This is a genomic window from Bradyrhizobium sp. C9 (assembly GCF_002532045.1).
Taxonomy (GTDB): domain Bacteria; phylum Pseudomonadota; class Alphaproteobacteria; order Rhizobiales; family Xanthobacteraceae; genus Bradyrhizobium.
In genome coordinates, this window is the sequence record NZ_NWTG01000006.1 from 135472 (window position 1) to 150289 (window position 14818).

The window sequence follows — 14818 nt, forward strand, 5'->3', positions numbered from 1 at the left end:
AATATCTATGGTTAATCGCCGGTTACCCCCTCTTCGCGTTGCCGTAACCAATTAGTTAACGAGCCGGCGGTACCCTATCTGTGAGATAATAGATCTCGATTGCTGACACATGTTGATTGCTAAATGAGCAGTAACCTCATCACGCGCTACCCGGTGCACGAGCGCGCTTCGCGTGATAGTTACGCGCGCAAAAATGAAGGGGACGAATCCACTCCTTCAACGGGTGAGGAATCCGTGCTCCAACACACGCCAAGCACAGAATTGCGCGAGGCATCGACCGCATCGCGCGATCGACCGAACGAGAGCAAGCGAAAGCTGCGCGTCGTCCTGGTGCAGACCCAGGCCGAGAACGCCGGCGCGCAGGAGATCTCGCGGCTGCTCGGCGCCGGCCTCACCGCGCGCGGCTATGACGTCGCCAACCTGTTCTTCTTCCGCAAATCAGATTCCTTCGACGAGCCGCCCAATACGTTCTATTGCGCGCAGACCCGTCCGGGAAACCCGGTGGCGCTGCTGCGGATGCTGTGGGCGCTGGCCGGCCATCTCAGGACCATCAAGCCCGATGTCGTCCTCACTTTCCAGCACTTCGGCAACGTGATCGGCGGAGGCGTGTCGCGCCTCGTCAGCCGCGCTCCCGTTATCGCCAATCAGGTATCCTCGGCACTGTCGATGAGCATGCCGGTGCGTGCCGCCGACATCATCATGGGTTCGACCGGCTTCTTCCACTGCATCACGCTGAACTCGCGGGACATGGAGCGCGAATATGCGCGCTATCCCGCGCCCTATCGATCGCGCATGAAGCACGTCCCGCATGGCTTCGACGACAAGTCGCACAGCCTGCCGAAGGACGTTGCGCGGCAGCAGTTCAAGCTGCCGCCGGACCGTACCCTGCTCGGCTGCGCGGCACGGCTGCACCCGCACAAGCGGCTCGATGCGGCCATTCGCCTGCTCGCCGCAGATCCATCCTGGCACCTTGCGCTCGCCGGCCAAGGTGCGGATGAAGGGCGGCTGCGATCCCTGGCGGACGAGCTCGATGTCGCGGGCCGGCTGCACTTCATCGGCGAGATTCCGCCGCGCCAGGTGGCCGATTTTCTGACCTGCCTCGACGTCTTCGTATTTCCGACGCAGGCCGAAACCTTCGGCCTTGCCGCGGTCGAAGCCGCGAGCGCCGGCATTCCCTGCGTCGTCAACGATCTTCCCGTGCTGCGCGAGGTGCTGTCCTACCAGGGACAGCCTGCCGCGGTGTTCGTTGACGCGTCGAACGAGGGCGAATTCTCGGCCGCCGTGTCGAAGGTCCTGACCGATCGCGTGTTGAGCGATCAGCTGCGGCAAAGCGCCGTGGGCCTGAAGTCGCGCTATTCGTTGGATGCCATGATAGAGGAATACGTCCGCATTCTCGGCGACGCTGTGGGGGCGGACGCGCACTAGGAAGTTGGGCTGGCCATGATTATCGAGTTTCGCTGCGACCGCGCGCAGCCGCGGCTCTGGATGTGCCGCGAGTCGTTGCGCGTCAACGATCAGGATGTTCCCGTTCAAATCGCCTGGACCACGACGCCGGAGCCTCGACCCGCCGGCCTCGACGTGCTGTTCGAGCTCGAGCGCATCGTCCTGCGCAAGGGCAAGACCGGCGAGGCCGACCGGCCGAAGGCGATCCCGCAGCGTCCACGCGCCGGCAACCCCGACGTGGTGATCGACTTCACCAGCGCCGCGCGGGATCCGAACTGCTCCGCCAGGCTCTATCTTCGCCCACGGTTCAACGGGCGCACGGGCGAGAGCGCGATATTTTCGGCCATTCTCGCCGGCGATCTACCGGTGATCGAAATCGTCAATGAGCTCGACGGCGCGGTGATGGACCGCGGCCATCCCTCCGCGGAAATCGCGGCCGGCCTGAGCGGCGGGCTCGAAACGGTGATGGCACGCACGCTGTCGATGCTGCCGCCGATATTGTCGGGAGCGCCGCGGCTGGTGCCGCAATTGGCAGCGCCGGTAAACAGTAGCGCAGCGCCAAATCCCGCGCCCTTTGTCGTGCGTGGTGTCGCGACTTCGATCGCCAAGGAAATCTATCGTCTGTGCTGCTACGCGCCGCATTGGCATATCGGTTGGCGCTTCGCCGGGAATACCGATATCTGGCGCACCGGCGACCTGTCGGGACCGGCCTGGAACGTGCTCGGCGATCCCGGCAACCACTTCTATGCCGATCCTGTCCCGGTGAAATGGCAGGGCAGGACCTTCGTGTTCTTCGAGGACCTCGACCACCGCACCGGCAAGGGCATCATTTCCGCGGTCGAATTCGACGGCAGCGGGCCGGTCGGCTCAGTGATGCCCGTGCTGGAAGAGCCCTGGCATCTGTCCTACCCGTTCCTGATCGAGGATGGCGGCGAGCTCTGGATGATCCCGGAAAGCACCGCCCACCGGGACGTTCCGATCTACAAATGCATCCGCTTTCCGGACAAGTGGGAGCGGCACTCGACGCTGCTGTCCGGCCTCGAACTGGCCGATGTAACCGTCACGCAGCATAACGGCCTGTACTACATGTTCGGCGCCTGGCGCGACGGCACCGGCGGCTATTCCGACACGCTCGCGATCTATTACGCCGGGCAATTGCTCGGCCCCTGGCAGCCGCATGCGGCCAATCCGATCCTGATGGATCGCGCGACCACGCGGCCGGCCGGCAACTTCGTGACCGTCAATGGAAGACTGTGGCGGCCGGTGCAGGACTGCACCAACGGATACGGCGCGGCGCTCGGCCTTGCGGAAGTGCTCGAACTGTCGCCGACGACCTACAAGCAGGCGGTCCGGCATCTGCTCAAGCCCGGGCCGCTATGGAGCGGGCGCAAGCTGCACACGCTCAACCGGTGCGGCCAGCTCGAGGTGATCGACGGCTCGCGCGTGCAACCGAAGACCACGGCGTTGCTGGCGAGCCTGCGGTCGAGCGACCGCTCATCGCAATGGGGCTGGCATGGTACGCTGGCGAAGCCGATCGCACGCCGGCTCCACTAGCGCACAATCGATGTGGCGGCTCAGTTCGGCTCGGCGCTCAGCACGCCGCCGAACTGCTCCCAGGAACTCCCCGTCCAACGCTGCAGCTGAAGCTGCGTATAGGCCATGCTGTTGTCGGGCCCGGTGTTGACCGTGATGCCCGGCATCAAGGTCGGCAGCACAAGCCCCTTGATGTTGCGCGCCTGCTTCACGATGTTCTCGCGCGACAGGTCATCGCCGCACTGCTTCAGCACCTGCTCCAGGATCTGGCCCTGCTGGGTCCCGAACAGATAGTTGCTGTCGCCGATATCGGCGCCCGGAAGATATTTCTCGAAGTGGGCGCGATACCATTTGATGCCGGGATCGTCGGCCCACTTCTTGTCGTTCGGGTCCTTCGCGATGGTCGCCACGACGACGCCCACCGCCTTGTCCGCGCCGGCCGGCACGATGGTCGAGGAGACCGAGCTCGACACGTAGTTCACGATGGTGAGCGGCGTCCAGCCGATCTCGCTCGCCTTCTTGATCGCTTGCGCGGCGAATTTCGGCGTGCCGGCGATCAGGAATGCCTTGGCGCCGGAGGCCTTCAGCGTCACCACGCGGGATTCGATGGTGGGCTCGGTGACCTCATAGGGAGACGTCACAACCTTCTTGTCGAACTCACCCTTCAGCGTCTCCTTGAACGCAGCCACGAAGTCGCGGCCGAGATCGTCGTTCTGGTAGAGGATTGCGATCTTCGCGTCGGGCGCCGTCTGGGCGATGTATTTGGCGTAGATCTTTCCTTCGGTGTTGTAGCTCGGCAGCCCGGTGGTCGTGAGCGGAAACTCGGCGAAATTCGCAAACTTGGTCACACCGCTGACGACGAACAGGTGCGGCACTTTCTTCGCGGTCACGTATTTGATGGTTGCGCCGATGCCGGGCGTGCCCAGCGGGCTGAACAGGAACGCCACCTCGTCGCTCTCGATCAGCTTGCGGGTCTGCTCCACGGCCTTGGGCGGCGAGTAGGCATCGTCATAGGTGATGAGGTTGATCTTGCGGCCGTTGATGCCGCCGCGATCATTGATGGAATGCACGTAGGCGATCAGGCCCTTGCCGGTATTGCTGAGCGGGGACGCCGGGCCGCTGAACGGAAATGTCGCCCCGATCTTGATTTCCGATTCCGAGATGCCGGGCGTTTCGGCGCGGACAGGAGCCGCGGCGACGGCCGCGAGCATTGCGATGGATACAGCAAACGTCTTCACAAACATGAACTCCCCCTGAACTCTTATGAATTTACCGGCGCTTGCGACCGCCGTGCGGCGCCTACCAGGCTTCGCCGAACGGCCTGATCTCGACGTTGAACGACCACGCACTGCGGTCCTGGTGGGCGACGTGCCAAACCTCGTCCGCGATCGAGCGCGGCTTGATGAAGAAGTCGTCCGGCCGCTCTGGCCAGCGCTTGCGCGTCCATTCCAGATCGATCACGGCGTCGATCACGAGATAGGCGACGTGGACGCCCTGCGGCCCGAGGTCGCGCGCCATCGCCTCGGCCAGAATCCGCTGCGCCGCCTTGGTCGGCGCGAACCCCGCGAAACCGGCCTTGCCGCGCAATGCCGAGGTGTTGCCGGTCGCAACGATGGCGCCCCTCCCGGCGCCGATCATCGCCGGGGCAAACCGCCGCGCCAGATACAACAGGCCCATCGTGTTGACCTGGAAGTTGCGATTGAGAATCTGCGGATCGATCTCGCGGAACGTCCCGAACGCGCCGCCGACAGCGTTGTGGATCACGACAGCGGGATGGCCGAGATCCCCCTCCACCGCCGACGCCACCGTCTCGACCTGCAAAGGATCGGACACATCGCATCGATAGGCCTTTGCGCCCGGCAGCTGCTGCTCCAGCGCGGCGAGACGCTCCTCGTTCCTCGCAAGAAGCGCGACGCGATAGCCGCCTTCCGCGAACCTCCTGGCGAGCGCCGAACCGGTGCCGGGCCCAACGCCGGATATCAGACAGACGGGTGCGGTCATGCAGTCAATCCTCCGCGTTGCAGCCAACAATTTTCAAGATCAGGCGGCCGCCTTCGACCGCAGCTTCTCGACATAAGGCTTGAGGTCCGGCCTGATGTGCTCGTGCTCGACCAGCCGGGCGAAGTGCGCGAACATCAGGGGATACGCATCCTGCACCCCCAGATGCAGGATCTTGTCCAACCCCTGCTTCTGCAGCTGCTCGGCCCGCCCATGCTCGTTCATGAACAGCGCAAGCTCGGCTGCCAGGCAGATGTCGGCAATCGAGATGCCGTCCCCGACCAGCGCCTCTCGCCGTGGCGACAGTGCCTGCTCGATCCCCGAGGCATAGATCGCGAACGCATCCCTGGCGCGGGCATGAATCGCGGCGTCGACCGTGCCGCCCGACAGCGCGAGCAGATAGATCTGCGTGTCCCGCGCGAACACCAGGCTGACATCCAGAAAGCTGTCGATCCTCGACGCCTCATAGGCGTCACGTCCATAGAGCGGGAACGCCGCCTCGCCGAGCCGCGCCACCGCGCGCATGATGCTGTTCGATTCGAAGATCCCGACCTTGCCGTCGGCGCCGAACGCGGCCGGCACATTGCCGAACGGCTGCGCCGCCATGAACGCATCGGTCTTGAACAGCTGCGCGCCGGTCAGTCCGACCCGGCCGGTCCGCGCCAATGACGACAGCGAGGCGCGTTCCTGCTCGGTAAGAGGATGGGCATCGTAATCCCACAGCCAGTCGCGCAACTCCTTGCCGGAGGCGCCTCTGACCTCGACGTCGATGCCGCAGAACCGCGCGGCAATGGTTGCCTTCCAGACCCGCGGGTTCGGCAGATAGGAGAAGATACGCAAGGCCGCCATGATGGGCTGCTCCGGGTGCTGTTGCCTCAAGCGGCCAGCTTCAGGATCTTGACGACATCACCGGGCTCGCGGATCGGCTGCGGGTTGGTGCGCGTGAAGATCGACAGCATGGCGTTCCGGCCGATCAGCTCGAAGCGGTCTTCATCGACACCGACATCGGCAAGCCGCCGCGGCAGGCCGAGCTCCGCGACGAAGCCAGCGAACGCCTCGCTGGCGTCGCGGCCGGGCGCACCGAGCGCGGCGGCAATCGCTTGCTGGGCGGTTTCCGTCGCGGGGCGGTTGTAGCGCAGCACGCTCGGCATCATCACCGCCGTGCAGAAATAGTGCGGTACGTCGCAGGTGCCACCGAGCACGTGGCCGATGGCGTGGCTCGCGCCCATCGGCACCCGCGACTGCAAGCCGAACGCCGACAGCCACGAGCCCAATTGGCAGCTCAGCCGCGCCGCCTCGTCGTCGGGATTGGCCTTGGTGCGCAGCAGGCCGTGGTGCAGATAGCGCAGCCCCTGCTGACACACCGCATCGACCAGCACGTTGGGGCGGCTGGAGCAGATCGCCTCGATGCCGTGGTCCATCGCCCGCGTGCCGGAGCCGAGCCAGAGCTTCTCCGGCGTATATTTGGTGATCGCGGGATCGAGGATGATGCTGCGCGGCATCATCATCGGGTGATTGAAGATCTGCTTCAGCTTGCGGCTGGTGTCGGTGACCAGCGCGCCGGAATTGTATTCGCCGCCCGAAAGCGTGCTCGGGATCGCGATCATCCGGACCTTCGGGTTGCGGAACGGTCCGAACCGGCGGTCGGGCGTGGTCTCGAAGCCGTCGAGGCCATCAGGTTCGAAGATCTCATGCTCCATGCACATCAGCACGATCTTCGCCGCATCGACCACCGATCCGCCGCCGATCGCGACGACGAGATCGGCCTTGGCTTCGCTGGCTTGCCGCGCGATCTGGGTCACGATATCCCGGGTCGTGTGCTGCGGCACGCCGTCGAAGGTCGCGGCATGGCGATCGCCGAGCGCCTTGCGGATCTTCTCGATCTCGTCGGTCGTGGTGTTCAGTGTCCGGCTGGCGATCAGATAGACACGCTTCGCGCTCAGCCGCTCAGCCTCCTCGCGCAGCGCTTCTGCCGCCGGCTTGCCGTAGATCACGGATTCCATGCTGGGATATTGATGGCTGCCGACGACGCCCATGCTGTTCGCTCCCTCGATGTGTCCGTGATCTGCGCTGCCGGTCAGGCCGACAGCTTGGTGAAATCAGGCTGACGCCGCTCGGCGAACGCGGCAAAGGCCTCGCGCGCCTCCGGCGTCGTCAGCCGCTGCTTGAACAGCACGCCTTCTGCGGCGATCTGCGCCGCGATCCGCTGCTGCTCGCGCATCAGCTGCTTGGTCATGCTGAGCGAACCGGCCGGCCGCTTCGTCAGCGCGACCGCCGCGTCATGGGCCTTCTTGCGGAGATCGGCCTGCGGCACCACGGCGTTGGCGAGGCCGGATGCCAGCGCACCCTGCGCATCCATCGGCCCGCCGAGCGCAAACATCGCATAGGCGCGCGCGTGCCCGATCCGCAAGGGCAGCAGCCAGCTCGATGCCGCCTCCGGCACCAGAGCCAGATTGACGAAGGGCGTGATCAGCCGCGCGTTCTCGGCGAGGTAGACCAGGTCGCAATGCAGCAGCATCGTGGTACCGACGCCGACCGCATTGCCCTGCACGGCCGCGACCAGCGGCTTGCCGACCTTGCTGATGGTCTCGATGAAGCGATGCGCAGGGCTGTCGACCGCGCTTTCGCCGCGCGCCTGGCTCGCGAAATCGGCGAGGTCGTTGCCCGCGGTGAAGCTGTCGCCGTCGCCCTGGAACAGGATTACGCGGACGGATGGATCCGCCTCGGCCTGCTTCAGCGCGTTCGACATCGCGTCATACATCGCGCCGGTCAGGGCGTTCTTCTTCTCCGGCCGTCGCAAGGTCAGCGTCATGACGCCGGCGGCGACCTCCACTTTGACATGCTCGGTCATCGCACGCTCCCTCAGGCGACCGCGCGGGACGCTGCGGTTTCAAACTTGCCGTCGAGGAAGCCAGTCAACCGCTGCCGGATGATCGCTTCGGCCTCGCTCATGATGCGGTCGATCAGCTCCTGGACCGTCGGGATGTCGTGGATCAGGCCGACCACCATGCCGCAGCTCCAGGCGCCGGCATCCGTCTCGCCGTCGATCATCACCTTCGGGTAGACGCCGGCGACCTGCTCATGGATGTCCTCGATCTTGAGCTTGCCGCCCTTCTCGCGTTCGATCTCGAGCAGCTCGTCGACGCCCTTGTTCTTCAGCACCCGCTCGGTGTTGCGCAGCGCGCGCATCACGAGGCGCGTGTCGAGTTCGTCGGCATCGAGCAGCGCCTGCTTCACATTGGCATGGACCGGCGCTTCCTTGGTCGCAATGAAGCGCGTTCCCATGTTCATGCCGGACGCGCCCATCGACAGCGCGGCGACGAGGCTGCGCGCATCGGCCATGCCACCCGAGGCCACGAACGGGATCGTCAGCTCGTCTGCCGCGCGCGGCAGCAGGATCATGTTCGGGATGTCATCCTCGCCGGGATGGCCACCGCACTCGAAGCCGTCGACGCTGACCGCATCGCAGCCGATCTTCTCGGCCTTCAGTGAATGCCGCACCGAGGTGCATTTGTGGATCACCTTGATGCCGGCCGCCTTCAGCGCCGGCATGTACTGCTCCGGGCTGCGGCCCGCGGTTTCCACCGCCTTGACGCCGCCCTCGCGGATCGCAGCGATATATTCGGGATAGGGCGGCGCGGTGAAGCTCGGCAGGAAGGTGAGGTTCACGCCGATCGGCTTGTCGGTCATGTCGCGGCAGCGCGCGATCTCCTTGGCGAGCAGCTCCGGCGTCCGCTGGGTCAGGCCGGTGATGATGCCGAGGCCGCCGGCGTTGGACACCGCGGCCGCCATCTCGGCGAAGCCGACATAATGCATGCCGCCCTGGATGATCGGATGCTGGATACCGAACAGTTCAGTGATTGCTGTCTTCACAAGTTTCTCCCGCGCTTCCAATCAATTGATAATTTCGAACAGGCCCGCGGCGCCCATGCCGCCGCCGATGCACATGGTGACCACGCCGTATTTCGCCTTGCGCCGCCGGCCCTCGATCAGGAGGTGACCGGTGAGCCGCGCGCCGGTCATGCCGTAGGGATGGCCGATCGCGATCGAGCCGCCATTGACGTTCAGCTTGTCCGGATCGATGCCGAGCTTGTCGCGGCAATAGATCACCTGCACCGCATAAGCCTCGTTGAGCTCCCAGAGATCGATATCGTCGATCTTCAGATTGTGCCGCTTCAACAGCCGCGGGATCGCTGCGACCGGGCCGACGCCCATCTCGTCCGGCTCGACGCCGGCGGCGACGAAGCCGCGGAAGATGCCGAGCGGCTTCAGCCCCTTCTGCGCGGCGATCTTGTCGCTCATGATGACGCAGGCCGAGGCGCCGTCCGAGAGCTGGCTGGCGTTGCCGGCGCTGATGGTCTTGCCCTCGAACACCGGCTTGATTTTTGCCAGGCCGTCCGCGGTAGTATCGGGACGTGGACCTTCATCCTTGGCCAGCGTCACCTGCTGATAGCTGACTTCCTTGGTTTCCTTGTCGACCACGGCCATCTTGGTCGTGAACGGCACGATCTCGTCGTTGAAGCGGCCTCCTTGCAATGCGGCACCGACACGGCGTTGGCACTCGAGGCTGTACTCGTCCTGCTGGTCGCGGCCGATCCCGTAGCGCTCCGCAACGACTTCGGCCGTTTCCAGCATCGACATGTACATCTCGGGCTTCATCGCCATCAGCCCGTCGTCGACGGCATGGAACCGGTTCATGTGCTCGTTCTGCACCAGGCTGATCGACTCGATGCCGCCGCCGATCGCGATCTCGACGCCGTCTGATATCACCGAGCGCGCCGCGACCGCGATCGCCTGCAGGCCGGAGGCGCATTGCCGGTCGATGGTGGTGCCGGCAACCGTGACCGGGAGGCCGGCGCGGATCGCGCCCTTGCGCGCGACATTCATCACCATGGTGCCCTGCTGCATGGCGCAGCCCATCACCACGTCCTCGACCTCGTCGGGCGCGATGCCGGCGCGCTTGACGGCTTCGGCCATCACGTGGCCGGCCAGGGTCGGGCCGTCGGTGTTGTTGAGCGCGCCGCGATAAGCCTTGCCGACGCCGGTGCGCGCGGTGGAAACGATGACTGCATCCTGTGACATGCTTGCCTCTCTGGCTTAGGCGGCCGCGTCGAGCTGCGCATAGCGCAGCACGTGGTAGGCGGGGTCGCCGAACTGGATGTTGATGGAGGAAATCCGCTTGAAGTAGTGGCCGACATTGAGCTCGTCGGTCATGCCCATGCCGCCATGCAGCTGCACCGCCTGGTCAGCCACGAACTTGCCGGCATAGCCGATCTTGGACTTGGCGCCCGATGCCAGCCGGGAGATGCCGGCCTCGTCATCGCCAAGGCTGAGGCTGAGATGCTGCATCAGGGACAGCGCCTCCTGATGCGCGATGAACATGTCGACCATCCGGTGCTGCAGCACCTGAAAGCTGCCGATCGTGACGCCGAACTGCTTGCGCGTTTTGGAGTAGTCGAGGGTCGCGTCGTTCAGCTCGCCGATCGCGCCGACCGCCTCGGCACAGAGCGCGCCAATGGCGCGGTTGCGGCAGGCTTCCAGCGCGGCAACGCCCTCGCCTTCCCGGCCGAGCAATTCGCCGCGTACGCCGCGCAGGCTGATCTCGGCCGCCCGGCGCCCATCGATCGTCCTGAAGCTCTGCAGGTCGAGATTGGCAGCGCGGCGATCGACCACGAACAGGCTGACGCCGCCGCGGTCGTGGCGATGGCCCGAGGTGCGCGCCGAGACGATCAGATAGTCCGCCCACGGCGCCGCCATCACCGCCGTCTTCTCGCCGGTGAGGACGTAGTCATTTCCGTCCCGGCGTGCTGTCGTCGTGACCGTGGCAAGATCGAAGCGCGAGCCCCTCTCGGTCCAGGCCAGCGTCCAGAGCTTCGATCCCGCGATGATATCGGCAATGTAGGCCTGATGCTGTGCATCGGAACCTGCGTGCTCGAGCAGGCCACCCGCAACGACTACAGTCTCGACGAACGGCTCCACCACGAGGTGGCGGCCGAACTCCTGCATGATGATCATGGTCGACAACGGCCCGCCGCCGAGGCCGCCGGCGGCCTCCGAGAATGGCGCGGCGAGCAGGCCGAGCTCGGCGAACTCCGCCCAATGCTTGCGGCTGAAGCCGTCCTCGCTGGCGACGATCTTGCGGCGCGCATCGAAGTCATATCGGTCGCGCAGCAGCCGCTGCACGCTGGACCGCAACAATTCCTGCTCTTCCGTGAACTGGATATCCATCCGATCCTCTCGTGCCGCCGTCGCTAAAGTGCGATGAGATACGCTTCAGCCGCCCTGTTTGAGCATCATGCCCTAAAGACCAAGCACCGCCTTGGCGATGATGTTGCGCTGGATCTCGTTCGATCCGCCGTAGATCGAGAGCTTGCGCGAGTTGAGATATTTCTCCGACGCCGTGTGGCCGTAGTCTGGACCCGGCATGAAGCGGTTGGCGCTGACCGGATGCTCGCGGATCGCAAGGCCGTCATTGCCGATCGCCCGATGGGTCAGCTCGGTGATATCCTGAAATATCTCGGTGCCACGGATCTTGAACAGCGAGGCCGCCGGCCCCGGGTCGATGCCGCGCGCCATCTGGGCGACGACGCGCAGCTCGGTCGCCTCCAGTGCCAGCACGTCGAGCTCGACGCGGGCGATATCCCTGATGAATTCCAGATGCGCCGGATCGTCTTCCGGGATCTCGGCCTTCACGATCTTCTTCAGCCGATTGAGATAGCGCGTCGAGCGGCCGATGCCGGCCATGCTGGTGCGCTCGTTGCCGAGCAGGAATTTGGCGTAGGTCCAGCCCTTGTTCTCCTCGCCGATCAGGTTCTCGGCGGGGACGCGGACGTTCTCCAGGAAGACGTCGTTGACCTCGTGCGAGCCGTCGATAGTGATGATCGGTCGCACCGTCACCCCCGGCGACTTCATGTCGATCAAGAGAAACGAGATGCCGGATTGCGGCTTCGCGGCCGGGTCGGTACGGACCAGACAGAAGATCCAGTCGGCGTGCTGTGCCAGCGTGGTCCAGGTCTTGTGCCCGTTGACGATGTAGTGGTCGCCGTCGCGCACCGCCTTGGTGCGAACGGTGGCGAGGTCGGAGCCGGAGCCCGGCTCCGAATAGCCCTGGCACCACCAGTCCTCGCCGGACAGGATGCGCGGCAAGAACTTCGCTTTCTGCGCCGCGTTGCCGAACGTGTAGATGACGGGGCCGACCATGGTGACGCTGAACGCCAGCGGCGGCATCGTGCCGGCGCGCGTCGTCTCCTGCTCGAAGATGAAGCGGCGGGTGATCGACCAGCCGGGCCCGCCATATTCCTTGGGCCAGAGCGGCGCGATCCAGCCCTTCTCGTGCAGGATGCGATGCCACAGCAGCATCTGCTCCTTGGAGAGATCGGTCTCCGGATTGGGGACGCGCATCTCCGCCGGATAATTGTCCTTGATGAAGGCGCGGACTTCGTCGCGAAACGCCGCGTCTTCAGGAGAGAGCGCCAGCTCCATGAACCGCTCCTACCACTTCTCGCCGAACGGCCGGATTTCCAGCTCGAAGGTCCAGGCACTCTTCGGCTGCTGGTAGAGCTGCCAGTAGGACGTCGCGACCGAAGCCGGCGGCATCAGCAGGTCGGGATTATCGAGCGCGTTCGGGCCGAGCGCCTCGATGCGGCGCTGCCGCACCCATTCGGTGTCGACGCCGGAATCGATGATCAGATGTGCGACATGGATGTTCTTCGGGCCGAGCTCGCGGGCCATCGCCTGCGCCACGGCGCGCAGGCCGAACTTGGCGCTGGCAAACGCAGCGTAGCCGCTGCCGCCGCGCAGCGAGGCGGTCGCGCCGGTGAAGAAGATGTTGCCCTCGCCGCGCGCCGTCATCAGCCGTGCCGCCTCGCGGCCGGCCAGGAAGCCGGAGTAGCAGGCCATCTCCCAGACCTTGCGGAACACGCGCTCGGTGGTCTCCAGGATCGGGAAGTTGACGTTGGCGCCGATGTTGAAGATGCAGACCTCCAGCGGCGCATGCTTGTCGGCGTCATTGAGGAATGCGGTGATCTCCTCCTCCTTGCGCGCGTCGAGCGAGCGCGCATGAATCTCGCCGCCGGCGGCCTCGATCTCCTTGACCAGTGGCGCGAGCTTGTCGCCGTTGCGGCGGCCGGCGAAGACCGTAAAACCCTCGGCGGCGAACTTCTTGGCAATCTCGCCGCCGATAAAATCACCGGCACCAATGACGGCCACCGTCTTGTTTCTCTTCTGCATGGTGTACTCCGGTTGTGTTTGAGGGAACTGGCTTGCGGCGGCGGCTCAGCCTCAGCTGCGCAGCGACTCCGCGAGCTTGTGCTTCAGCAGCTTGCCCGTCGATGTCGCGGGCAGCGCGTCCATCAGGATAATCTCCGACGGGCGCTTGTACGAGGTCAGTTGCGGTGCGATATGGGCCATCAGGTCCTGCACGGTGGCGGTCGAACCCTTGATCAGCTGCACAAAGGCAACGACTTCCTCATTGCCCTCGACCGGGCGACCGACCACGGCGCACTGCACCACGGCGTCGTGCGTGCTCAGCACCGCCTCGATCTCGGCCGGATAGACGTTGAACCCGGAGCGGATGATCATTTCCTTGGTGCGCCCGACGATGTAGAGGACGTCATTCTCGAAGCGAGCCAGGTCGCCGGTGTTGAACCAGCCGTCGGGGTCGATCGCCTTGGCGGTCAGATCGGGCGCGCGGTAGTAGCCGCGCATCACGTTGGGGCCGCGGACATGCAGCTCGCCGACCTCGCCTGATGCAACCGGCTTGAGGTCGCGGCCGACCAGTTTTGCTTCCAACCCCGGCATCACGGCGCCGACCGCGTGGTCGGCCCGCGGGCTATCGGGCCGGACACCGGAGATGCCGGGCGAGCATTCGGTGATGCCATAGCCGTTGAGCAGCGGGAGCCCGAGCTCCTGCTCAACCCGGGATTTGAGTTCGAGATCGAGCGGCGCACCGGCCACCGAGATCACCCGCAACCGGCCGCGGTCGAGCTTCGGCAGCCCGGCGTTGCGCCGGTATTCGAGCAGGCGCTGATAAGTCGCGGGGACGCCGTTCAGGATCGTGATGCCCTCTTCGGCCATCGCCCTGACCAGCGCGGCCGGATCGTATTTGGCGACCAGGCGCACGGAGGCGCCGACCATCAAGGTCATCGTCAGCAGCGAGATGCCGACGATATGCGAGATCGGCAGCACGCAATATTGCACGTCGTCGGCCGCCATCTTGCGGAAGCCCGCGGTGCCGCGAGCGCTGAACAGCAGGTTGCGATGGGTCAGCATCACGCCCTTTGGCGTACCCGTGGTGCCGGACGTGTAGATCAGGACCGCGACCTGGTTGGCGCCATCGGCCTCGACCGGCTCGGTCGTGGTCGCGAGATTCAGCCCGGTGACGGCAACGCCGCGGAGCGGGCCGACATCCTGCACGGCTGCCTCGTAGCGCGCGGCATGCGCGGCCGCCTCTTGGGATACATCGGCGGTCAGCAACACACGACGCGCGCCGCTGTGATCCCTGATCTGGTCCAGCTCACGCGGCGACAGCCGCGGATTGACCACGATCGACCAAACATCGAGCCGGCTCGCCGCCAGCAGCAGGCAGGCCAGCGGAATCGAATTCTCGCTCACGATCATCATGCGGTCGCCGGCGCGGATGCCCAGCGCCTGCAATGCCTCGGCGACACGGCCGACCGTTCGGTCGAGCTCGCGATAGGTCAGCTGCCCTTTGTCGTCGATCAGCGCTGGATGATCCGGCGTCGCCGCGACGTGATGATCGATCACCTCGTGGATGCGGTTTGGCAAGCCTTCCACACTTCCTTCGATAATCCGGATCGGCGCCTGCACTGAAACCTCCCTGTCG

General features: G+C 65.2%; 13 protein-coding genes. 2 read left to right on the forward strand and 11 right to left on the reverse strand.

Annotation, left to right across the window (positions count from 1 at the left end):
- The first annotated feature begins 234 nt into the window (after window positions 1-234).
- Both CO675_RS15530 and CO675_RS15535 read left to right on the forward strand, forming a co-directional pair.
- Window positions 235-1425, forward strand: coding sequence for a glycosyltransferase family 4 protein (locus CO675_RS15530; protein ID WP_097672784.1), 1191 nt, complete (start codon window positions 235-237; stop codon window positions 1423-1425).
- A gap of 15 nt (window positions 1426-1440) precedes the next feature.
- Window positions 1441-2997, forward strand: coding sequence for a glucosamine inositolphosphorylceramide transferase family protein (locus CO675_RS15535; protein ID WP_097672785.1), 1557 nt, complete (start codon window positions 1441-1443; stop codon window positions 2995-2997).
- Window positions 2998-3017: 20 nt separating this feature from the next.
- On the opposite strand, the gene CO675_RS15540 is transcribed toward CO675_RS15535, so the two are convergent.
- From CO675_RS15540 to CO675_RS15590, 11 genes are all read right to left on the reverse strand, one after another.
- Window positions 3018-4220, reverse strand: coding sequence for an ABC transporter substrate-binding protein (locus CO675_RS15540; protein ID WP_097672786.1), 1203 nt, complete (start codon window positions 4218-4220; stop codon window positions 3018-3020).
- A 55-nt stretch (window positions 4221-4275) separates the two neighbouring features.
- On the reverse strand, window positions 4276-4977 hold the full coding sequence (locus CO675_RS15545; RefSeq protein ID WP_097672787.1) for an SDR family NAD(P)-dependent oxidoreductase: 702 nt from the start codon (window positions 4975-4977) through the stop codon (window positions 4276-4278).
- A gap of 39 nt (window positions 4978-5016) precedes the next feature.
- On the reverse strand, window positions 5017-5823 hold the full coding sequence (locus tag CO675_RS15550) for a glutathione S-transferase family protein (RefSeq protein WP_097672788.1): 807 nt from the start codon (window positions 5821-5823) through the stop codon (window positions 5017-5019).
- A 26-nt stretch (window positions 5824-5849) separates the two neighbouring features.
- Complete coding sequence (locus CO675_RS15555) at window positions 5850-7010, reverse strand: iron-containing alcohol dehydrogenase (protein ID WP_097672789.1); 1161 nt, start codon at window positions 7008-7010, stop codon at window positions 5850-5852.
- Between the two features lie 41 nt (window positions 7011-7051).
- Window positions 7052-7825 carry an enoyl-CoA hydratase-related protein gene (locus tag CO675_RS15560; protein WP_097672790.1) on the reverse strand — a complete coding sequence of 258 codons (774 nt, stop codon included), beginning with the start codon at window positions 7823-7825 and terminating at the stop codon, window positions 7052-7054.
- An 11-nt stretch (window positions 7826-7836) separates the two neighbouring features.
- A complete protein-coding gene (locus tag CO675_RS15565; protein ID WP_097672791.1) occupies window positions 7837-8847 on the reverse strand; it encodes an NAD(P)H-dependent flavin oxidoreductase in 1011 nt (336 codons plus the stop codon).
- 21 nt (window positions 8848-8868) lie between these two features.
- On the reverse strand, window positions 8869-10056 hold the full coding sequence (locus CO675_RS15570) for an acetyl-CoA C-acyltransferase (protein WP_097672792.1): 1188 nt from the start codon (window positions 10054-10056) through the stop codon (window positions 8869-8871).
- Window positions 10057-10071: 15 nt separating this feature from the next.
- On the reverse strand, window positions 10072-11202 hold the full coding sequence (locus CO675_RS15575) for an acyl-CoA dehydrogenase family protein (RefSeq protein WP_097672793.1): 1131 nt from the start codon (window positions 11200-11202) through the stop codon (window positions 10072-10074).
- Window positions 11203-11274: 72 nt separating this feature from the next.
- Window positions 11275-12456, reverse strand: coding sequence for an acyl-CoA dehydrogenase family protein (locus CO675_RS15580; RefSeq protein WP_097672794.1), 1182 nt, complete (start codon window positions 12454-12456; stop codon window positions 11275-11277).
- Window positions 12457-12465: 9 nt separating this feature from the next.
- The gene (locus CO675_RS15585; protein ID WP_097672795.1) at window positions 12466-13203 is read right to left on the reverse strand and encodes an SDR family oxidoreductase; all 738 of its coding nucleotides are present in this window, start codon (window positions 13201-13203) and stop codon (window positions 12466-12468) included.
- A gap of 51 nt (window positions 13204-13254) precedes the next feature.
- Complete coding sequence (locus tag CO675_RS15590) at window positions 13255-14802, reverse strand: class I adenylate-forming enzyme family protein (protein WP_245452771.1); 1548 nt, start codon at window positions 14800-14802, stop codon at window positions 13255-13257.
- Window positions 14803-14818: the final 16 nt, after the last annotated feature.